At 46.2% G+C, this 20,712-nt stretch carries 16 protein-coding genes and 1 other RNA gene; 6 read left to right on the top strand and 11 right to left on the bottom strand.

Going from position 1 to position 20,712, the window contains the following annotated elements; translation table 11 throughout:
• Positions 1-197, top strand: a 197-nt coding sequence (locus QUB26_RS27775) for a hypothetical protein (RefSeq protein WP_333302770.1), incomplete at its 5' end; no start/stop codon positions are given.
• Here QUB26_RS27775 and QUB26_RS27780 read toward each other — a convergent pair.
• Positions 194-451, bottom strand: coding sequence for a DUF2811 domain-containing protein (locus QUB26_RS27780; RefSeq protein WP_050813024.1), 258 nt, complete (start codon positions 449-451; stop codon positions 194-196). The genes QUB26_RS27775 and QUB26_RS27780 overlap by 4 nt on opposite strands.
• A 225-nt stretch (positions 452-676) precedes the next feature.
• Between QUB26_RS27780 and QUB26_RS27785 the strand changes: the two genes are divergently transcribed.
• Positions 677-877 (top strand): hypothetical protein, encoded by a 201-nt coding sequence (locus QUB26_RS27785; protein WP_333241007.1) that lies wholly within the window; start codon positions 677-679, stop codon positions 875-877.
• 67 nt (positions 878-944) lie between these two features.
• Here the strand turns inward: QUB26_RS27785 and QUB26_RS27790 are convergent, their stop codons facing one another.
• On the bottom strand, positions 945-2,453 hold the full coding sequence (locus tag QUB26_RS27790; protein WP_333241009.1) for a cryptochrome/photolyase family protein: 1,509 nt from the start codon (positions 2,451-2,453) through the stop codon (positions 945-947).
• Between the two features lie 104 nt (positions 2,454-2,557).
• A complete protein-coding gene (locus QUB26_RS27795) occupies positions 2,558-3,202 on the bottom strand; it encodes a class I SAM-dependent methyltransferase (RefSeq protein ID WP_333241011.1) in 645 nt (214 codons plus the stop codon).
• Between the two features lie 162 nt (positions 3,203-3,364).
• On the opposite strand from QUB26_RS27795, the gene QUB26_RS27800 reads away from it, so the two are divergent.
• Positions 3,365-3,631 (top strand): hypothetical protein, encoded by a 267-nt coding sequence (locus tag QUB26_RS27800; RefSeq protein WP_333241012.1) that lies wholly within the window; start codon positions 3,365-3,367, stop codon positions 3,629-3,631.
• Positions 3,632-3,866: 235 nt separating this feature from the next.
• Complete coding sequence (locus QUB26_RS27805; RefSeq protein ID WP_333241014.1) at positions 3,867-5,912, top strand: ATP-binding protein; 2,046 nt, start codon at positions 3,867-3,869, stop codon at positions 5,910-5,912.
• Positions 5,913-5,950: 38 nt separating this feature from the next.
• Here QUB26_RS27805 and QUB26_RS27810 read toward each other — a convergent pair whose 3' ends face one another.
• The 3 genes from QUB26_RS27810 to rnpB form a co-directional block, all read right to left on the bottom strand.
• Entirely contained in the window at positions 5,951-7,126 is a 1,176-nt protein-coding gene (locus QUB26_RS27810; RefSeq protein ID WP_333241016.1) for a Gfo/Idh/MocA family oxidoreductase, read from the bottom strand.
• 320 nt (positions 7,127-7,446) lie between these two features.
• On the bottom strand, positions 7,447-8,154 hold the full coding sequence (rnc, locus tag QUB26_RS27815; RefSeq protein ID WP_333241017.1) for a ribonuclease III: 708 nt from the start codon (positions 8,152-8,154) through the stop codon (positions 7,447-7,449).
• Positions 8,155-8,442: 288 nt separating this feature from the next.
• Positions 8,443-8,876: RNase P RNA component class A (gene rnpB, locus QUB26_RS27820), an RNA gene on the bottom strand.
• 147 nt (positions 8,877-9,023) lie between these two features.
• Between rnpB and QUB26_RS27825 the strand changes: the two genes are divergently transcribed.
• The gene (locus QUB26_RS27825) at positions 9,024-9,281 is read left to right on the top strand and encodes a hypothetical protein (protein ID WP_333302773.1); all 258 of its coding nucleotides are present in this window, start codon (positions 9,024-9,026) and stop codon (positions 9,279-9,281) included.
• Between the two features lie 42 nt (positions 9,282-9,323).
• Here the strand turns inward: QUB26_RS27825 and corA are convergent, their stop codons facing one another.
• From corA to QUB26_RS27840, 3 genes are all read right to left on the bottom strand, one after another.
• A complete protein-coding gene (gene corA, locus QUB26_RS27830) occupies positions 9,324-10,502 on the bottom strand; it encodes a magnesium/cobalt transporter CorA (protein ID WP_333241019.1) in 1,179 nt (392 codons plus the stop codon).
• A 76-nt stretch (positions 10,503-10,578) separates the two neighbouring features.
• A complete protein-coding gene (locus tag QUB26_RS27835; protein ID WP_333320595.1) occupies positions 10,579-14,814 on the bottom strand; it encodes a PAS domain-containing protein in 4,236 nt (1,411 codons plus the stop codon).
• 718 nt (positions 14,815-15,532) lie between these two features.
• Positions 15,533-15,769, bottom strand: a complete 237-nt coding sequence (locus QUB26_RS27840; RefSeq protein WP_333292874.1) for a hypothetical protein — start codon at positions 15,767-15,769, stop codon at positions 15,533-15,535.
• A 34-nt stretch (positions 15,770-15,803) separates the two neighbouring features.
• Here QUB26_RS27840 and hemG point away from each other — a divergent pair, with 34 nt between their 5' ends.
• On the top strand, positions 15,804-17,291 hold the full coding sequence (gene hemG / locus QUB26_RS27845) for a protoporphyrinogen oxidase (RefSeq protein ID WP_333320597.1): 1,488 nt from the start codon (positions 15,804-15,806) through the stop codon (positions 17,289-17,291).
• Positions 17,292-17,409: 118 nt separating this feature from the next.
• On the opposite strand, the gene QUB26_RS27850 is transcribed toward hemG, so the two are convergent.
• On the bottom strand, positions 17,410-18,102 hold the full coding sequence (locus QUB26_RS27850; RefSeq protein ID WP_333059446.1) for a response regulator transcription factor: 693 nt from the start codon (positions 18,100-18,102) through the stop codon (positions 17,410-17,412).
• 105 nt (positions 18,103-18,207) lie between these two features.
• Positions 18,208-20,499, bottom strand: a complete 2,292-nt coding sequence (locus QUB26_RS27855) for a hypothetical protein (RefSeq protein ID WP_333320600.1) — start codon at positions 20,497-20,499, stop codon at positions 18,208-18,210.
• Positions 20,500-20,712: the final 213 nt, after the last annotated feature.

The raw sequence follows: 20,712 nt of genomic DNA on the forward strand, positions 1-20,712 counted from the left end.
CCCGCCCGTCCTTTTTGGACGGGCGGGACGCCCATCCCACTTTCAAGAGTGGAAGTTATTTAATTCTCATTCCTAAGCTATCAGCGATCGTTCTTAGGGATTTTAAGCTGAAGTTGCCACCTATGCAGTGCGGGCCCTCTCGGTCAACTAAAATCCTTCCCAGAAACCGCGTCTCCCCCTCTCCCCTGATCCTTTAAGACGACGGAGTTACATTGTTGCTGTGCAAGTCTTGAGGAGATTGAAACAGAGTTTCGAGATAAACTCTCGCAGCTTGGCGATAACTGCGCGAAGCTTCAGGCGTACCGCTATCGGCATTCTGCAACAAAAACAGCGACAGGGCGGCGCAAAATACTCGGTCTAGATCCCATTCGGGATGGGTTTCCAGGTAAGTTTTGAGAGAATCGTGCAGCGTTTCGGGAATTTCAGCAAAAATACTGACTGTTGGGTTGATCATTTTGTTTAGTCTCGCTAATAAATTGAAAACAGAACCCCCCCTTCGGCCGGATACAGGTGCAGGGACGGCCGAAATCAGAGCGCTTTTTTTAGGTCGGTCGCATCATTGTGCGCTATGAGGGGGTGGGTTTGTCAATGTTGCGAAATATTACAAAGTCCTTTAGATAAAAAAAAGGTTTACCAAATAATCAGCTTTTCAGGGATTTTTTTGTTACATATCTTTATGTGTTGGGGGGTTTATGAGGAATTAGGCAGCAAGTTAAGGAAATCCCCAATTCCGCAGCAAGATGCTACCGTGCCGTTAATTTCTGTGGAAAACTTTGTCGAATCTGTGGAAAACCTCAGACTTGCCTGTGGAAACGCTGTGGAATGTTTAGGGAAAAGTCAGGGAAAAAATAAGAATTGCAAAGGGCATGGGGCATGAGGCATGGGTAGCAAATAACAAATGACTGCTGACTACTGACTACTGACTACTGACTACTGACTGCTGACTAATGACTTCCTAAGTGCCACTCTGCTGCTTTTTGGCGGATGGTTGCCAATTCTGCCGGCTGCATTTTGTCGAGATTGGCTAAGATAAAGCTCATGCGACCGATCGACTGAAGTTTGTCCCGGTGGCGCGCTAGGAAATCCCAGTAGAAGAAGTTGAAGGGACAGGCGTTTTCGCCCGATCGCACTGTGCGATCGAATTTGCACCCCCGACAATAATCGCTCATTTTATTAATGTAATTGGCAGAAGCAGCATAGGGCTTCGAGGCCAACACACCGCCGTCAGCAAACAAACCCATGCCCAGCACATTAGTCTGCATTACCCAGTCATAGGCATCCACAAACGCACTGTGGAACCATTTTTCTAGCTCCTGGGGCGAGATTCCCGCAATTAGACCAAAATTGCTCAAAATCATCAACCGCTGGATATGGTGCGCGTAACCGCTGCCTTCGACTTGAGTTAAAACTTGGCGCAAACAGTTCATATCTGTTTTACTAGCGTCCCAAAAAAACTCCGGCAGCGGTTGAGTGTGGTTGAACCAATTCTTTTCAAAATAATCAGCATCCACGTAAAAATACACACCGCGAATGTATTCTCGCCAGCCCAGAATTTGGCGGATAAAACCTTCGACGCCGTTTAAATTTAAGTTTTGTTCGAGGTAGGCTGTTTCGGCGGCTTGAATAACTTCTAAAGGATGCAGCAAGCCAATATTGAGATACGGAGAAATTAGGGAATGCCACATTGTTTCCTCCCCCGTTACCATCGCGTCTTGATAAGGGCCAAAAGCGGGGAGACACTGTTCGATGAAATTATCTAATACTTGCAGTGCTTGCTCTCGTGTAACCGCCCAGCGAAAAGGTTCAATGTTTCCGTAAGTTGGGAAAGATAGAGACTTAACTTGTGCGATAACTTCTTGAGTTATGGCGTCGGGTTCAAACCAGAGAGGTTTCGGGGTATCCAGTTTTCCTTTGGGTGGCTGACGATTTTCTTTGTCAAAATTCCACTTCCCTCCCACAGGTTTATTGCTGCTATCCATTAAAACTTGAAAACGCTGGCGGCTGGCTCGATAGAAGTCTTCCATTAACAAACGTTTGCGGCTTGAAGCCCAATCTTTGAATTCTGTTTCTGTCCAGAGGAATTGATTGTTGGGAATTAGGGTTATTTTACAGGGGAGTTGCAAGTTTTGAACGAGCTGTAAAAAAGGTCGATCGTTCGGAGCCATCACCCGCACTTCGGTGATGTTTTGAGCTTGTATCCAAGCTTTGAGAGGTGCTTCAAAGTCCTCCGATTTTGTGTAAGTAACTTGCCATCCACTGCCGCGCAATTCTTCAGCGAAGTGTCGCATTGCCGACCAAATTAATACTAATTTTTGTTGGTGGTAGCGGCGCTGTTGAACGTGCTGCCAAGATTCAATTAAAATTATCGGTAGGGAGGGTTTATCATCTGTGCGGTTGAGAGCAGCTTGCTTCTCCCACAGTTGATCGCCTAATATCCAAACGCCAACAGTCATTTTACTTGTTTTTTAGTGAAACTTATTTTTTACTTTTTATGATGCCTGGTGGTCTAGTCAAGAAACTTAATTTATTGACAACTCACAACTCATAAGTTTTCAGGTTATCCTGAAAACTTACTAGAGCATAACATTGATTTCCAAAGATAGGGACACCGACCAGCAAATTTAAATTTTATGTCGGTATATCCTTCAGATGTTAATAACTTGGTCAGCGTATCTACTGAGAAAAATTTAATGTGACCGTTATCCCAAAGCACGGTAAAATGTTTATCTAGTTTGCCCGAAACCGCTAAAGCCAGATTTTTTAAATAGCCGTGATATGGTGTAGAAATAATTAATATTCCTCCTGGATTGAGGCATCTTTTTGCAGCTTTTGCTAGTTCTTTAGGATAAAGCAAGTGTTCGATTACTTCAATAGCTAAGACAACATCAAATGAGTTCAAAATATCGGTATCTGGAAGGTCGTAAATATCTGCTTCGATAAACTGACACTCGGGGAAACTTTGACGGGAGATGGCAATTCCGGCCGCTGAAGTGTCAACGCCGACAACTTCGCAGCCGTGCTCTGCGATAACGTGACTGAGGCTGCCATTGCCACAGCCGAGATCCAAAACTCGGAGTTTTGTCTTGCTGGTATGCTGAAGTGTCGCCAGCATTTCTAAAAGGGGAGATATCAAATATGCGTGATGATATCTCGGACGGTTGTTTGTGTAATAATACGTATAATTGCTAAAGTTTTTTTTCATCGATTAAGCTATGGAGATTATTGCCGAGACCGCGAATTTACCGAGCGTGGGTGCACTGTTTGGGCCAAGGTTCCCCACATTAGGGTTGTCAGAGTCGATCGGCAGCTCGATCGTCTCATTCTTTTTGTTTGACAGGTGAATTATTGTCACTGAATCAATCGGATGGCAAAACAAATCTTTGACAGGGTGCCAAATCTCACATCGCCCATCTCTGGCCAACCTCTCGAAGGCATTGGGAAAGAAAAAGTCCGATCGAGCAAGAATGATCTCTGTACACTAGCCGGAAACCGAACTTTTTGCCTGTTAATTGGGGGCGAGTGCATCTATGCGATTCTAGCTTCAAGCAACGGCGGTATGTCCACCCGACGCTTTTTGCAGCCTGAAAAAATGGCACCTGGGCGATTGGATGCCAGTCGTTCCGAGAATTGAGAAGGGAAGTGTGACCGAAATCACAGGCATTTGCGAAACAAATTGCTGAGCATCTTTGGCCCCACACACTTAGAATCGAGATTATTACAGTGGCTTCTATAATTGTGTTTAAATGTTGTTCGGAAGCTGTGTTGTCCAGTCAGCAGAGCCCCCTAGACAGATTCATGCTTTCGGTCTGGTTTATTTCACTTTAATGGTCGCTGTTGGGTGTTGCACCTTAATTTAGATATTTCCTATGGTTAAGTTAGGTCAATCCTCCTTTCGCCGTATTTTACTGTCGCGGATTTTGTTGCTCAGCGTACCTGTTCTACTGGTGGGGGAGTATGTTACCTATCGCAAGGCACGCTCGACGCTTCTGGAAACTGCTCGTCAAAACTTGACAGAAAGTGCAGTCAGAAAAGCAGACACTATTGAACAGTGGGCGAAATCGCTGAAGTCGAATCTGATCGGCGCTTCGGAAAGCTCGATGTTGCAGTCGGTAGATCCGAAGGATTATCAAAAGTTTATTGCCCAATTAGGGCAGCGGTTGCCAGCGCAGGTTGATTGCTTGCAATTGACTAATTTAAAGACAAATCAAGTGATAGCAAGCACTTGCGGGCAGCAGCCGATTCAGTCGTTGCCGGCAAAATTTTGGCCGCCCGTACAGCAGCAGCAAACGCTGCTGGACGACAAGAGCGTTTACATCAGTCTGTCTTTACCTCCGCAGCGACAGGGGACAGCAAACGATCAGAATGTGACTTTGGGGGCTGAGGATTTTCCCGATGCGGGTAAAGAAGGCCGCGATAGCCAAGCGAGTTTGGTGTTGAGCGCTCCTGTTTACATTCGTCGGGGCAATACCCTGCAGTTGAGTTATGCTTTGAGTTTGCAGTCGGCCTTGCCTGTCCAAACCAGCGCTCCCAAGGGTTCTTTAGCTGGCTATACGGTGGCGATCGACCAAGATGGGACGATTTTGGCGCACCCGAATATCAATCGCGTGGGCCGCAATATTGACCAAGAGGCAGATGCCGCTCGACTAAAAAGTATTGTCAGAAGGGCGATCGCCGGCGGAACAGCTTTTCTCCACCTATTTTCCTTTGAAAGAAATGGTGTAGAGTTGCTAGCAGGATACGCCGCTATTCCGAGTCCTTCAACTACACAGGAGAACAGCAAGTGGATTATTTTAGCTGTCTCTCGTTTAGATTACGCTCTGTCGGGTTTGGAAGAAATTCAGCAAGTTTTATTTAATTTAATTGTAGGTTTGGTTGCTGCTAGTATCATCGCGACTTTATATCTGTCTCGCGACTTGGCGCGTCCTGTGGAAAAACTGAGAGACTACGCGATGAAAGTAGATACAGAAGCGTCGCAGACAGTGCCACAAAATTTCCAAATTAGGGAATTCAATCAACTATCAGAAGCACTAAACAGCATGGTGCAGGGTCTCAGATCCAGGGCAAAAGCATTGGAAGTCGCAACCAAGGAAGCGCAAGTTGCCAATCAATTAAAAAATGAATTTTTGGGGAATATTTCTCACGAATTGAGAACGCCGCTCAACGGAATTATTGGTTTTATTCAAATTGTGCGGGACGGCTACTGCGATGACCGAGATGAAGAAATGGAATTTTTACAGCGGGCCCACGACTCGTCAATGCAATTGCTCAATATTATTAATGATATTTTGGACATTGCTAAAATAGAATCCGGCACGTTCTCGATGATGTTAGAAGTAGTTGACATTACCCAGGTACTTGAAGACGCGATTGATTTACAAGCGACTCAAATTGAGGAAAAAGGCTTGAAGTTAAGTTTGCCAGCTCCTCACGCTCCGATTATTGTTCATGCCGATCCAGAGAAGCTAAAACAGGTGTTTTTAAATATTTTGAGCAATGCCGTTAAGTTTACAGAGTCCGGCAGCATTAGTATATCTGTGCGGCTAGAATCGAGAACTAATTCTGGTAGTTTTAACGGCAGTGGGGAAAGTACGACGGGCCCCAGCGGTCAAAGCGATTGGGTGGTGGTGACAATTAAAGATACGGGAATTGGTATCGATCCCGAGCACCAGCAGAAATTGTTTCAACCTTTTGTGATGGCTGATGGTTCTACAACTCGCAAGTTTGGCGGTAACGGTTTGGGCTTGGCTATCTCGCGAAGGATAATGGAATCTATGATCGGAAGCATTACCCTGCACAGCGCGGGCGTGAATCAAGGTACTACGGTGATGATTTCTTTGCCGGTAAATCAGCAGTCAAGTTTTTATTTTCACAGCCCCGACTTAGTAACGGAAAAGGGAAATTTCAAAAGTTGAGGAGTGATTTTCCCAATCTAAAATCTAAAATCTAAAATCTAAAATGGTATTAGGGGCTGTCCGCCGAGTTCGAGGGATTTGCTCAAAGTGCTGAGAATGCGGATTAATTCGACGGAGGCGGCGCCCGAAGAGGTAAGACAGGGGGTATTTGTTTGCACGCAGTTGAGGAAGCGATCGCACACTCTCCTCAGCGGTTCTACTTGTTCTAAACTCAACACTTCGCGGTGTCTGATGCTTGTTGGCTGCGGCGCGATCCTCTTCGTTGGCGTAGCCCCCGTAGGGGCGGGCTTCGCTAACGCACTTTCAAAAGAGTTATTCTCTTCGCCTCCCCAATCTGGATTCCCGCGCTGCACAATCAGCGGAGTTTCTGGCGACATTTCGTCAAAAATCAAGGTTCCCAAACTGCCAACAACTGTTAAGCGCCGTTGTTTGTCGGGATTTAGCCAGCACAGGTGAATAAATGCTTGAAATCCGTCGGGATAGGTGAGCGTTACCCAAACTAAATCTGCTAGTTTTTCTGCAGGATTAGTAGTCAGCAGTGAAGGAGAAAATTGATTTTCAATTTCTGCTGCTTCTTCTTTATTTATTCCTGATTCCTGATTCGTGATTCCTGATTCCTTCGGAAAAACAGTGCCGATCGCCCTTACTTCAATTGGCGTTTGTTCCAACCAAGTATTGAAAATAGCGATATCGTGAATAGCCAAGTCCCAAAGGGCATCAACGTCATGGCGCACCGGTTCAAAATGGGTGCGCTGGGCGTAACCGTAGCGCAATTTTCCAAGTTGATGCTGTTGAATAATTCTTTGGCCTCGATCGACTGCTGGATGAAACAGATAAGTGTGGTCAACGAAGAGTTGCCGCTGCTGTTTTTCGGCTAATTGACAGAGTTCTATTGCTTCAGTCAGGTTGAGGGCGAGGGGTTTTTCTGCTAAGACGTGGTAGCCTTGTTTCAGCGCTGCTGCTGCGAGGGTGTAGTGTGTGGAAGCTGGAGTGGCGATCGCCACAGCTTGCAGTCCCGGCAAGGCTTGCACTTGAGACCAATCGGTAGCTAGAATCACCGAGGCATCAAGATTAAACTGTTTTTGAACGGCCGCCAATGAATCTCGATTCGGGTCTACCACCGCTAAAACTTGGCTGTTGGGATGTTCAAGAAAGTTGCGAATTAGGTTAACTCCCCAGCGGCCTGCACCCAATACAGCTATTCCGATTTTCATTAATTATAAGTTCAAAAATCGCACAGCAATTATAGCATATTTTGTTATTATTATCTATGTTTTAACTCAAAAAAATCACTGTTGACAGTTGACTGTTTGCAGTAGTTATTGGTTATTGGTTATTGGTTATTGGTATCAGCTAAGGAATGAGAATTAAATAACTTCCACTCTTGAAAGTGGGATGGGCGGGACGCCCATCCTTTTTGGACGGGCGGGACGCCCATCCCACAATAACAATTAAAATTGTAAGTTATTTAATTCGCGATCCTAACAAATAACCAATAACTGATAACACCAGTCAACAGTCAACAGTCAACTGACTACTCACTACCAACTAATTTATTGAAAGCTGCCTGAGCCGCTGCTTGTTCGGCCGCTTTGATCGATCGACCTTTTCCCTCTGCTACCAACTTTCCCTGAATGAGAACTTCTGCGGTAAAACGATCCTCCCCGCCCTGCACTGTCCCGGTTTCTTGCACGCTATATTTAGGCAAAGTTTTGTATTTGCCTTGAGTCAACTCTTGGAGAGCAGCTTTGTAGTTTTGGCGGGCCGGATCGCTGCGGATTTCTGTCGCTAAGCGTTGAAAGTGAGAATCTAGCCAAGGGCGGATTAATTCTAAGCTTTGGGTACTCAAATAAAGCGCAGCCAGTACCGCTTCCAAAGCATCGGCCAGCCGGGGCTCAGCGCCTGTTTTGTCTGCAGCGGCGCTGCTGGAAACAATTAAATAGCGATCGAACCCGTAACTTTCAGCGATTTTAGCAAGAATTCGATCGCTCACCAAGATCGATCGAATAGCAGCAAATTCCCCCACTGTACAGTCAGGATAAATCTCAAACAACAATTCCGACGCAGCCAGCCGCACAACTGCATCGCCGACAAACTCTAGTTGCTCATAATTTGCCTTAGCTGACGCGCTCGCATGAGTCAAAGCTAAATCGACGAGATGCCATTTTATCGAAGCATTCTTCGTCAGTCCCAATTTTTCAATTAATGTTTCAAGTTGCTTTTGGCGACCCGGATAAATCATACCATTTTAGATTTTAGATTTTAGATTTTAGATTTTAGAAGTGGGAATCACGGATGACTATCCGGGTTTAGAGCTTTTCAAAAGTTGCATTATTTTTTTTAACAGGTATCAGATTCATATTAATAAAAAAAATTTAGTTGAAAGACTAAATATTCCTCCGGGTGCTTATGGTGCACCTTACCCAAAATCTTCCTCCGGGTGTGCAGTGCACACCTTTCCCAACATAAAACAGGTCGAAAAGATTTGTTGACCTGATTCCCAAGCGGTAGTTTTAATTAAATGGGGGGAGGAAAAAGTCGGACATAAGCCGGGTTCTGTTCTCTCAACTGCAAGCAGTTTTCGAGGGCAGTTATCTATCTGGGACGCCTGTTACCAGACGCCTCAAGCGGTACCAAAAAACGGAACTGGTAAAAAACCAACCATAGTCCCTCCGACCTTGCTCCCAACTGGGGTTTACCGAGCCAGCACCTCTCGATGCTGCTGGTGCGCTCTTACCGCACCTTTGCACCCTTACCAAATTAGTTGTTGCTTCCCAGTCAAAAATCCTCAGTTACTTACTAATGACCCATGACTGCTGACTAATGACTAATTGGCGGTATCTTTCTGTGGCACTATCCTCACGATCGCTCGCACTGGGCGTTACCCAGCAAGTTTGGTTTTTCGGGAGCCCGGACTTTCCTCAGACAAGCTTTCGCTAATCCGCAACCGCCTGCGCCTACTTTTTCCCCAGATTTATTGTACGCGATCGTTCGTCAATCTATTTGGGATTTGAGATTGAATATTTTAACTTGTCGCCCACTTAACTTGGACATTTGTGTTTATTCTCACATCTGGCACTGTTGTCAATAAGCTTTTTATGAACAGGCAAGATGCCTGTTCCACAAGAGATGAATTTTATTGTGGAACAGGCCGGAAAGCCTGTTCTTGACAATGGTGCAACATCTCAGTTTATTCAAACTCTTGTACGGTGGGCCCGAAAGCCCGCCCAACAATTAAATTTCCCTGCAACTCGCTTAAAATCACTCACCGATCAATCAGGGGGCACAAAAGTTGGCAATTATCATCCAAGGATTTATCGCACGGATTCAACTAGGGGCAGGAAACCTTTTCACCTAACAGGATTTTGAATTCTTCAATCTTTAATCCCCAATCTCAAATCTTCAATTCGGTTACTTTAATGAGTCATCTTTGATAGTAGAAAAATTATCAAACCAGCCGCGCCGCCAGAAAAAGTAAACTAAAGCAGAGGCGATTCCTACCATAACAGCCCAACACAGCGGATAGCCAAAATACCAATTCAGCTCCGGCATATTCAAGGGCGATTTCTCTGTATTGAAATTCATCCCGTATACTCCCGCCACAAAAGTTAGAGGAATAAAGATACTAGAAATCACCGTCAGCAATTTCATGATTTCATTCATTTTATTACCAACCGAAGACAAGTAAACATCCATCAAACCAGAAGACAACTCTCGATAGGTTTCCACCATATCCATCACCTGCACCGTGTGATCGTAACAGTCCCGCAGGTAAATTCGCACCTCTGGACTAATCAAATCACTACTATCTCGAATCAAAACATTAATTGCATCCCGCTGCGGCCAAATAGCGCGGCGCAGAGTCAGCAATTCTCGCCGGATTTTATAGATTTTTTCCAGGGTGCTGCGGGTGGGGTTGACCACCACTTCATCCTCTAATTCTTCAATGCGCTCTCCGTAAACTTCTAATACAGGGAAAAATCCATCTATAATCGCATCTAACAGAGTATAAGCTAGATAATCGGCTCCGTGCTTGCGAATAGTTCCTTGTCCTTTACGAATGCGATCGCGCACTGGTTCAAAACAATCATAGTCCGGTTCTTCCTGAACAGTTAACAGGTAATGTTTCCCCAAAATCAAACTAACTTGTTCTTTATGAAAATTCTCTGAATTCGGCTTAAGTATCACCATCCAGGCAATGATTAAAATGTGCTGTTCATAGTCTACAACTTTCGGTCGCTGGGGAACATTAACCACATCTTCCTGAGCCATTACGTGCAAATTAAAGACTTTACCCATGTGGCGCCAAGTTTCTTTGTTTCCTAATCCCAACATATCAACCCAAGAAACAGATGCTGTCTCTAAATAGGCCGAAGCTTCTTGAGGATTTGCCAATTTGCCGCGAGTAGCTGCTGTTTCGCAATAGTCAATTAATACAATCTCCGGAGGCGGCGCATCGGGTTCTAAGTCGAGAGTTCCCGGCGGAGCCCCCTGATCGTCATAAAAATAGTCAACATAGGAATCGTCATCATCTTCTTCTTTAATGTATTTTGCAACGGCATTAGAAGTATGTAGGCTTTTGTATACCATGCTAATATTCCTGACTTTTAGAACCTTTAATTAGATTATCATTTTTCTCGTGCAACTACCAATTACCAATGACTAATTACCTCTGCCGAATTGGAATCTCGATCGCAAATTCAGTTCCCTCTCCAGGCGCGGAAATGCAATGCAGCGTCCCTCCGTGTCTTTCCACCACAATCTGATAGGAGATAGACAGTCCCAAACCTGTACCTTTGCCTACTGGTTTAGTAGTAAAAAACGGGTCAAATACCCGACACTTAACAGGCTCTGCCATGCCATACCCGTTATCTGAAATTACGATCGCCACCCGATTGTTCTCCAGCAACTCCGTGCGAATCCGAATCCACGGCAATGCCGCGCAACTTAAAGGTAAACTAGGAAAATCTTGCCGCTCCTCTTCCGAATAACCAGACAATTCCAACTTCCGCTGCCTGACATCTGCTAAAGCATCAACAGCATTATTTAAAATATTCATAAACACTTGATTTAACTGTCCCACGTAGCACTGTATCTGCGGTAATTTCCCATATTCTTTAACTATTTGAATATGACGATTTCTGCCATTTTCTTTAATCTTGTGTTGCAAAATCAACAGAGCACTGTCTATTCCTTCGTGAATATTAACACGCTTAAGATCGGATTCTTCCAGGCGGGAAAAGTTACGCAAAGACAGAACTATTTGGCGAATGCGATCGGCTCCAGTTTGAATTGAAGTCAGGAGGTGCGGGAAATCCTCTTTCATGAATTCCAGTTCTATTTCTGCTGCCAAATCTTGGATAACCGCAACAGGTTCCGGGTAGTGTGCTTGGTACAAACTGCACAGTTCCAGCAAGTTTTTGGCATACTCACTAGCGTAAGTGATATTACCGTAAATAAAACTGACAGGATTATTGATTTCGTGAGCAATTCCCGCCACTAGCTGTCCCAAACCAGACATTTTTTCCGCTTGAATTAGTTGAGCTTGAGTCCTGCCTAATTGTTTCAATGTTTGCTCTAGCTGGCGATTTTTATGTTTTAATTGAGCTTCGGCTTGTTTGCGCTTGGTAATATTGCGAGCTAGAATAATAATCTGATCGGAATTAAACGGCAACAGTCGGGCTTCATAAGTTGTTTCTCCTTCCGACATGGAAAGCGAATATTCTATATCGATGGAATTTCTTGTTTCGGAAACTTCAAAGATTGCTTGGGCAAATTGGCAGGCGACATTGTGTGGCAATATGTCTGTCATTCGTTGACCAATAAAATGTTCGGGAGGCACGTATAAAACCGAGGAAGTTCCTGACAAATAATCCACGATTATACCGTCAGCATCTAGTCGAAAATACAAATCAGGTAAAGCGCGAAAAACAGCTTCTAACTCTAAAGTTTTTTGGCGCAATGCTTCCTCGGCGTAGTACCGATCGCTAATATCAAAAATCACCCCGTCCAAATAGCAAACGTTTCCCTCTGCGTCAAACACAGGAGAACCCTTATCCCAAACCCATTTAACCGTGCCGTCTGCTGCGAGCAAGCGGTATTCCAAGTTATAAGACTCTTTGTTTTCTATGCCTTGCCGAATAGTTTCTTCTACTTTTGCCAAATCTTCCGGGTAAATAATACTAGCAAAAGTCCGGCTTCTCCTGTCCAAAACCCAAATAAAATCTGCCGCATGGTAGCCAGTTAATAAGTAAACGGCATCGCTAATAAAATTAGTAGAAAAATCGCACTTCCAGCGATAAACCACTCCGGGAATATTAGCTACCAAAGACCTAAATCTTGATTCACTTCTACGCAAAGCTGCTTCCGATTCATGTCGTTCGGTAATATCGTGAGCGAAAGCTAGCACTGCAAATACATTACCCTCAGCGTCGCGCAGGGGAAGTTTTTGGGTATCAAAAATATGTACTGAACCGTCAGCAATAGTTGCCGGATCGCAGGGATTGTGGATGATTTCGCCGGCCAGTACAGCAGAGTCGTCTGTGCGGAATCCTCGAATATTTTGGGCGGAATTCCCAAACACGAGCTCTTCGGAAAATCCTAATTCTAAATCAGATTTGCCAATTATCTCTTCGACTGTTTTGCCGATCGCTTGAGCGAAACTCCTGTTGGCCAAAATACAGCGAAAGTTTTTGTCTTTGGCTAAAATCCAGTCGCTAGTTTTGTCTATTACTGTACGCAGGAGTTGTTCGGAACGTTCGGTTTTTTCCAAAGACGCCTGCAGTTCTATTTCTAGGCGCTTGCGAGCAGTAATGTTTTCAAAAGCAACACCGACGCAGTTGTTGGGTAATGGAAAAGCTTTAATAGAAAAAGCGCGAGTTATGCGGCCCCCTTCATCGCAGTCAATATCTTCAACTTCTACGGCTTTCTGGGTGCGAATTACAGAAGCAAATGCTTGGGGAATGTTTTTCGATCGCAGTTGGGGAAAAATCTCGTCGATTGTCATTCCCAAAACATCAGCCATTTCTAATCCGGTAAATAGGGTAGCTGCAGGATTGGAGGCGATCGCCCTGAGAGTGCTATCATCGTCTATATTTTCTAAATGGTAGACGTACAAACCAATTTGCATATTCTCGACAATTTGGTCGTAGAGGCGCACGCTTTCGTCTACCTGCCTGCGTTCGGTAATATCTTCAGTAATCCCCAAAACGTACTGAGGACGGCCTGCGGCGTCGAGAATTGGCACTTTGCGGGTGTGCAGTATTCTCATACCTTTGTGGCGAGTTTGGATCGGCTCTTCGGCTATGTCTTTAACATTAGATTGGTTGCGATCGCCTGTCAATATTTCCCTGTCTTGAGCAGTAAAAACATCAGCTTGTTCTTTGGGGTAAATATCGTAGTCATTTTTGCCGATCGCCTCTTGAGAAGTAACACCTGCGATCGTTTCTCCCGCTTTATTCCACAGCACAAATTTCAGCGAAGAAGCATCTTTAGCAAAAACTCCCACCGGCAGATTTTCTACTACGGAATTGAGGAACCCTCTCGCTGATTGTAATTCAGCTTCGGCACGCTTGCGTTCGATGCCTAAAGCGATGACATCAGCAACCGATGCTAAAGTTTCCTGAAAAGGTGCACTCAGCGGCTGGCGGCTGATAATTACCATGACTCCCACCAGCCGTTCTTCGACTATCAAAGGGTAGCCGGCGAAGGTTATAATTTGGTTGGGAATTTGGCAATTTGTCGGCTTTTGACTGGTGTTGATAATGGCTACTTCGGACTTTTGCGCCTCTGTTGCTTTCGGGGATGCTTCCTCTGGGAGTCCAAAATTGTTCAGTTCAAATCCGCAGTCAAATTCTGGTTTTTGCTGTTGGGCGATCGAGTTAACCTTACTTTCAATAAAGCTAGCCCGATCGTCTGTGCGGCTGTAGATTCCCGATGCTGCTTGCAATTGGCAAACATTATGTTGAGTGTTGAAAGTCCAAATTTCCGCCGAAGTGACATCGAGATTTTGCACCAGTGCCTCGCAGCAGGGAAGCAGGATATCTTGAGGGTGTCTGGTGAGGGCAATACCCACATCGGCTACCATTGCTGTGAGGCGAGAAGCTTGGGCTTTTTCTGCTTCCAACCGTTTGCGATCGGTGATATCTTCCACCAAAGAAAGCACGGTAAAAGTGTCGCCGCTGCGAATAATTGAGTTGAACCAGCGACACCAAATTACCTGTCCGCTTTTAGTATAGTTGCGGTTAATTGAAGTATTGCCGTTGCCAGTGGCTAGTTCAAGCTCGATCGCGCTTACAGCCTCTCTATCTTCCTCGCAAACCAAAGCCAAATCGCCGAACTGCTTGCCCATCATATCATCGGATGTCCAGCCAAAGATTTCTTCGGCGCGTTTCGACCATTGAACGACCCGAAAATCTTCATCCCAGCCTACCATTGCCAGCGGACTGTTAGCTGCATTCAACCACAGTAAATGGTTCGATCGGCGCAACTGTTGAGTTTTCTGCTGCTGCCAGCGGTAATGCCTGGTGATATCTCTACCGACACCCAAAACCCGCATCTGCTTGCTAGAGGCATCCACCGCTGGCGTGTAAGCAGTTTCGTAAATTTTAATCCCGCCGTCTGCCGTCGTCACCTCATGAATTGCCAGCCGTTTTTCCCCGGTTATAAATACTTGTTGCAGGCAAGAATCAATCTGCGAGATTATATTTTTGACAGCAGCATTATTGGGATATAATTTTAATAATTCCTGATTAGTTTTGTTGACTATTTCAGCCGGCTCCAATCCCATCCAAGCAGCAGCGACTGGATTTATCGATAGGTACTTTTGCTGTCGATCGCACTCTAGGAAAGCATCAACAGAGTTAGAGAAAAAAGACTGAAACGAGTTGATAACTTCCTGCATGGGTATTTTTTCATGAGAAAAGCTTAGTATTGTGGAAACCTCGTGTCTTTAGGCTCATATGTTGCACCATTTTCAATAAGCTTTTATGAGCGGGCAGGATGCCAAACCCACAAGAAATTAAATCTTTGTGGAACAGGCATCTTGCCTGTTAAGCGAGAATGGTGCAAGATGTGAGGAGACCGATCGAGGTAGCACTCATCAGGCAGTTTTAACCGCCTTGAATATTGATTATTGCTACAGGGGGCTACTTGGTCGCTTGGTACTTTTATGATCTACTTTCAACGGAACAATTACCGTTTTAAATATTTCACGCGCGATCGCATAGCAGCTTGGGCTTACACCCATATTTTTGATAACGTAATCAGTTAAAACAATAGCTAGTCAACTCTCTCTTTTGATTAGGGCATAAAGCCCCATCTCTTCAGAGCGGGGTGCTGACTTGCTTAAGCTCTAAAATTTTCCTAAAGTTAGTTTAACTGATATCTTGCACCATTGTCAGCAACAGGCAAGATGCCTGTTCCACAAGAAAATTTATATTTTGTGGAACAGGCATCTTGCCTGTTCATAAAAGGCTAATTGAGAATGGTGCAACATATAAGTTTAACCCACTCAAATCTTTTTGGACACTGTACTGCTGCGTTTCCCGGTGCAATTTTCGGCGCTGTTCCCTATAATACAAAAATTTTAAAGAAATAGTATTTTTCGGAATATAGCTTAATTACAGCAGATGCTCTTTTTTAAAAGCAGACCCAGCGGATACAAAAGCGAGATGGAGAGACGGGGAGACGGGGAGACGGGCAGAGGTTAATCCACAACCTGCGAGAAAAATGCTTAAGAAATGCCCGACAGCTTCCCAATTCCCGATTCCCAATTCCCGATTCCCAATTCCCAATTCGGTAATGTGAAAGCGGTTTGGCAGTAAGCCCAGCAAAGAACGCAAGCCGTGCAAAGCCATGTAACATAAAGATTGCGATATTTTTCTATGTAATATGGAACTATTAGATACCTTGATTGTGGGTGCGGGTATTAGCGGTTTGAGTTTGGCGCACGCACTTCACAAGGAAGCAACGAATCCATCCTCGCTGAAGATTTTAGTCGCTGAGAGTCAGGGACGTGTGGGCGGGAACATCACCACTGTGACAGCCGAAGGGTTTCTCTGGGAGGAGGGCCCGAACAGTTTTTCGCCGACGCCGGAATTGATGAAGTTGGCTGTGGATGTGGGATTGAAGCAAGAGTTGATTTTTGCCGATCGCAAATTGCCTCGTTTTGTGTATTGGCAAAAAAAGCTGCAACCGGTGCCGATGACTCCACCGGCGATGATTCAGTCTCAGTTACTGAGTTTTCCGGGAAAACTGCGGGCGTTGTTCGGGGCTTTGGGATTTGTCGCGCCGGCAATGGGCGCTGGACTTTCGCAGCAGGGTGACGAGGAAACTGTTTCTCAATTTTTCCGCCGTCATCTGGGGCAGGAAGTGATGCAGCGGTTGGTGGAACCTTTTGTTTCTGGGGTTTATGCGGGCGATCCGCAACAACTTAGCGCGGCGGCGGCTTTCGGCCGGGTAGCAAAGATGGCTGATCTGGGTGGCGGGCTGATGGCGGGGGCGCTGCTTTCTGCTAGGAAAAGACCCCCCCAACCCCCCCTTACCAAGGGGGGGCTAAAGACTGTTGCAGACCCGAATGTTCCTAAGACTAGGCCGGGGGAGTTGGGTTCGTTTAAACAGGGGTTGAAGGCTTTGCCAGAGGCGATCGCTGCTGAATTGGGCGATCGAGTGAAACTCAACTGGCACTTGACTCGCCTCCAGCGTACACAACGCGAAACTTACATTGCTGTATTCTCCACGCCCGACGGACAGCAGGAAGTTGAGGCGCGTACCGTGGTTTTGACAACGCCGGCTTACGTTACAGCCGATTTGTTGCAGCCTCTGCAACCGGAAGTTAGCAGCGCTTTACAAGCTTTTACTTATCCTACGGTTGCCTGCGTTGTATTAGCATATCCGCATTCGGATGTCAAGGGTAAATTAGTAGGTTTTGGAAATTTAATTCCGAGAGGGCAGGGAATTCGCACTCTGGGGACGATTTGGACATCAAGTTTATTTGCCGATCGCACGCCTGCGGGCTGGCACACTCTCACCAGTTTCATCGGCGGGGCTACAGACTCGGAAATTGGCAATCTCGACTCAGAAGAAATCGTTCGGGAGGTGCACCGAGATTTGTCTCGGATTTTGCTGAAACCAGATGTGCCACAGCCCAAAGTTTTGGCGGTGAATGTGTGGAAGCGGGCGATTCCTCAGTACAATTTGGGGCATTTCGATCGCCTGCAACAAATCGATCAAGGCTTAAAATCTTTGCCGGGGCTGTATTTGTGCAGTAACTACGTTGGCGGCGTGGCTTTGGGAGATTGCGTGCGAAGGGGTTTTGAGGGTGCACGAGAAGTGGGCGAGTATTTGCAGAAAAAACAATCAGATACTCGATCGATCTGAATGATTGTGTGGGGAGGGCAGGTTTACAAATATCGAGGATGTGAATCAGAGATATTGGTGAACCCGCCCCTATACAGCCTTCTGCCTGGTGTGCCGACGGACGTGCCGGCGAATGCTACTAGGTTGTTGGCTCAAACTTGTAACCCACCCCCCTGACGGTTTGAATCATCGGCATTTGATTGGGATCTAGTTCAATTTTGCGGCGAATTTGACCGATATGAACATCCACCACGCGATCGGCTCCTACATACTCGTAGTCCCACACTTCATGCAGCAATTCCGATCGCCTCCACACGCGACCGGGTTTGCTGGCCAAACAGTACAGCAGGTCGAATTCTAAAGCAGTCAAAGCAACTATCTGACTGCCGAGAATTACCTCGCGCCGAACCGGATCTATTAGTAGCTCTCCAAAAGTAAGAGTTTGTTGTTCGGCGGGAGTAACAATGCGTTTGCGCTTCAAAATTGCTGCAACGCGAGCTCCAATCTCTACAAGACTAAAAGGTTTAGTAATGTAGTCGTCAGCACCTTCGGCAAACCCTTTCATTTTGTCAGCTTCATCGGTTCGAGCAGTCAGCATCAACACAAACACGCCCGTGCGTCTTTGCATTTCTTGACACAGTTTGTAGCCTGTTGTATCAGGTAAATTTACATCTAGAACTACTAAGTCAGGATTGAGTTGCTCAAATAATTCCAGACCAGTCTGACCGTCCTCACCAGACTCTACTTGATAACCTTGCTGGCTCAAAAAACGGTGAATCAAATTTCGGATTGCCGGGTCGTCATCAACCACAAGGATTTTTACAGGGGCCATGACCACAAGTTTGCTTGAAGAATTAGGCAAGAATATTCAGCCATAATAATAGAAAACTGGATACAAATCTCGAAAAAATTGAGCTTTTAATAGTTATAGCTCTCTTTATAACCTACGCAAAATTTCAGGCAATAAATCTCCAGGAACTTTGGATAAGGCTAAATTTTGGCCTGGCAGCCCACATTCACTATAGAAAGCTCTAATCGTTTTGACAATATAGCTCAATGCTGTTTGCCGGGAATCAGCAGCTTGGGAGTTTGCTGGGGCTTGCAAGTTGAGTTTATCCCCATATATTAACCCTTTGTCATTGAGATTTTGTCCCCATTCGGCACACACTTGCAACTGGTGGTGCAGTGCTGCTTCTAGATGGCTTGTCTGTGCGACTTTGTTAGCGGCGAAATCTGGGTCGGTGGCTAGTTGATAGTGGGCTAGTCCGAGATTGTTGCGGGCGGCCAAGGCGTCAAAGGTGAGTTTGGTTCGATCGATCTCTCCGGCGATATCGAGGGCGGCTTCATAGGCGGTAATCGCCTGCTGTAATGATTCCGTCCGCGCCTGTTTCTGCTGAAACTGGTTCGCCAAATGCCAATAAGCGGTACCGAGATTATTGTAGGTGGCGGCGGCTGCTGCGGGTACTAATTCTCTGGTGCGGTATTTCAATGCTTCGCGGTAGGCGGAAATCGCCCTGACTAGCAGGGATTCTGAGGGTTCGTGCTGGGCGAGATTCCAGCAGGCGGTACCGAGGTTGTTTTGTACTCCGGCATAGTTGAGTGGTTCTCGTTCGGGACTGTAGCAGGAGAGGGCTTGGGTGTAAGCTGCGATCGCGCTTTTGAGATACACGATCGGCTCACCATCTTGAGCTAAATTCCAGTATGCTGTCGCCAAATTATTCTGAGCAGCAGCGTACTGCTGAGGCTCCACGGCGGGGTCTAGATCCAGCAGCGCTTGTTGGTAAGCTGCAACTGCGTGCTGCAAGTTCTCTGTCTTGTCTTGATAGCGGGCTAAATCGGCCGAGGCGATTCCCAAATTTTTGTTTAATCTAACGCGGGTTTGGGGTACGGTTTCGGCATCTGTTCGGTTCAAACCTTCAAGGTAGAGGGCGATGCTGCGTTCAAGACAGGATACTGGATCTGAGGCGTTATGCTGCGTGCGATCGCGCGACAGCATCCAGTAGAGAGTGCCGAGATCGTTGAGGAGATCGGAAATTGGCGGTAGAGTGTTGGACTCCTGGGCGTACTGAGTTAAATTTTCTGTCAATTGGGCAATCAGCCGCGCGCATTCCTCAGTTAGTGGTTGATTTTGCTGCGAGTTGCTGTCAACTTCGAGATAGGCAATCACTTGTTCGATCGCGCGAATGGCGATTGTCAGGTTTTGCTCTGAAACGTCTCCGCCCAGAATGCGATCGCGGTAGTAATTTCCCAAACCGTGATAAGCCAAAGCCAATGCTTCGGAACAACACTGATGTTCTTGCAGCAGTTCGATGTATTGCAGGGTTTGCAGCGGCAGAAAATTCTCCTCTGATGCGGCATTATTTTCGGCTGCCAAATCCTCAGAAGCCGCTGCTAGCACCAAATCTGCCAGTTGGACGGATTTAGAATCTGGCGCTGGGGACGGGGGATGGGAAATTGGGGATGGTTCCTCATCTGCCAGTTGGACGGATTTAGAATCTGGCGCTGGGGACGGGGGATAGGCAATTGGGAATTGTTCATCTGGAATTGGGGATTGTTCGTCGGGAATTGGGGATTGTCCAGACAAAGAAGATATTAAAAGTTGGTTGCCAAAGTCTCCGCTGTCCCGCAAGTTTCGCAAGTCTCCTGAGTTCCCGAAGTCCTCAAAGTGCCCGAAGTCTTCCTTAGCTGGAGTTGGTTCGCCTTCAAACTCAAATACTCCGGTTCGCCAGTGCCAAAATTCCGGGGCCGATTGTTCGATCGAACTTAGCCAGGGCCGCGACACCCACAGCAACAGAGTAGACTCGCACAATTGCAGGTTTGCTTCGATGTCTCTCAAATAGCTTAGGAACGACCACTGCACGGCTGCTGACTGCCTGGTCAGGTGTTCTGCCCCGAGAATTTGAAATCCCGGCAAAGGGCTGTAGCTGCCCATGTTTTGGGGCGGTGGGTGTTGGGTCAGCCACGCGGCGATCGAACCCCAAGGATTTGGATTGCTCAAGTCAAGTTCCAAACTGACAAATCGGGGATAGTCGATCGGGGAGCGAGGATCGGAGCCAGCGCTCTCTGCGGCTAATTCTGCGTGCAAGCGGGCTGCCAGACAGTCCCGCAAGCACAAGTCGTCGCAGGCGGCGATAAAAATTTGACGGCGTAAATTGAGGTCGATCGCCTGTTTCAAGCGTTGGTAGATCAGCTTGTTCGAGCTAGAAACTTTTTGGGAAGGAATAGACATCAGGAGCAGCCGATTTTAGATTTTAGATTTTAGGTTTTAGGTTTTAGATTTTGGATTGTAGATTTTAGAGTTGAGAGTTGAAATCTCGATCGCTCATAACTCACAACTTGCGCCCCGAAGGCAGTCAATCGATTTGAGATTTTAGATTTGAGATTTTAGATTGAAGCCTTGACCGCACGGATAAATTCGGGGGCTCCTTTATCGGATACAGGT

It is taken from the genome of Microcoleus sp. B4-C1, from assembly GCF_036705285.1.
Lineage (GTDB): Bacteria > Cyanobacteriota > Cyanobacteriia > Cyanobacteriales > Microcoleaceae > Microcoleus.

Coding starts and splice junctions, on each gene's coding strand:
- QUB26_RS27810 (WP_333241016.1), bottom strand. CDS start 7,126: ATGAAAATCGGAATAGCTGTATTGGGTGCAGGCCGCTGGGGAGTTAAC.
- QUB26_RS27835 (WP_333320595.1), bottom strand. CDS start 14,814: ATGCAGGAAGTTATCAACTCGTTTCAGTCTTTTTTCTCTAACTCTGTT.
- QUB26_RS27790 (WP_333241009.1), bottom strand. CDS start 2,453: ATGACTGTTGGCGTTTGGATATTAGGCGATCAACTGTGGGAGAAGCAA.
- QUB26_RS27855 (WP_333320600.1), bottom strand. CDS start 20,499: ATGTCTATTCCTTCCCAAAAAGTTTCTAGCTCGAACAAGCTGATCTAC.
- QUB26_RS27795 (WP_333241011.1), bottom strand. CDS start 3,202: ATGAAAAAAAACTTTAGCAATTATACGTATTATTACACAAACAACCGT.
- rnc (WP_333241017.1), bottom strand. CDS start 8,154: ATGATTTATCCGGGTCGCCAAAAGCAACTTGAAACATTAATTGAAAAA.
- QUB26_RS27840 (WP_333292874.1), bottom strand. CDS start 15,769: ATGGCTTTGCACGGCTTGCGTTCTTTGCTGGGCTTACTGCCAAACCGC.
- hemG (WP_333320597.1), top strand. CDS start 15,804: ATGGAACTATTAGATACCTTGATTGTGGGTGCGGGTATTAGCGGTTTG.
- QUB26_RS27805 (WP_333241014.1), top strand. CDS start 3,867: ATGGTTAAGTTAGGTCAATCCTCCTTTCGCCGTATTTTACTGTCGCGG.
- QUB26_RS27825 (WP_333302773.1), top strand. CDS start 9,024: ATGCCTGTTCCACAAGAGATGAATTTTATTGTGGAACAGGCCGGAAAG.
- corA (WP_333241019.1), bottom strand. CDS start 10,502: ATGGTATACAAAAGCCTACATACTTCTAATGCCGTTGCAAAATACATT.
- QUB26_RS27850 (WP_333059446.1), bottom strand. CDS start 18,102: ATGGCCCCTGTAAAAATCCTTGTGGTTGATGACGACCCGGCAATCCGA.
- QUB26_RS27785 (WP_333241007.1), top strand. CDS start 677: ATGTGTTGGGGGGTTTATGAGGAATTAGGCAGCAAGTTAAGGAAATCC.
- QUB26_RS27800 (WP_333241012.1), top strand. CDS start 3,365: ATGGCAAAACAAATCTTTGACAGGGTGCCAAATCTCACATCGCCCATC.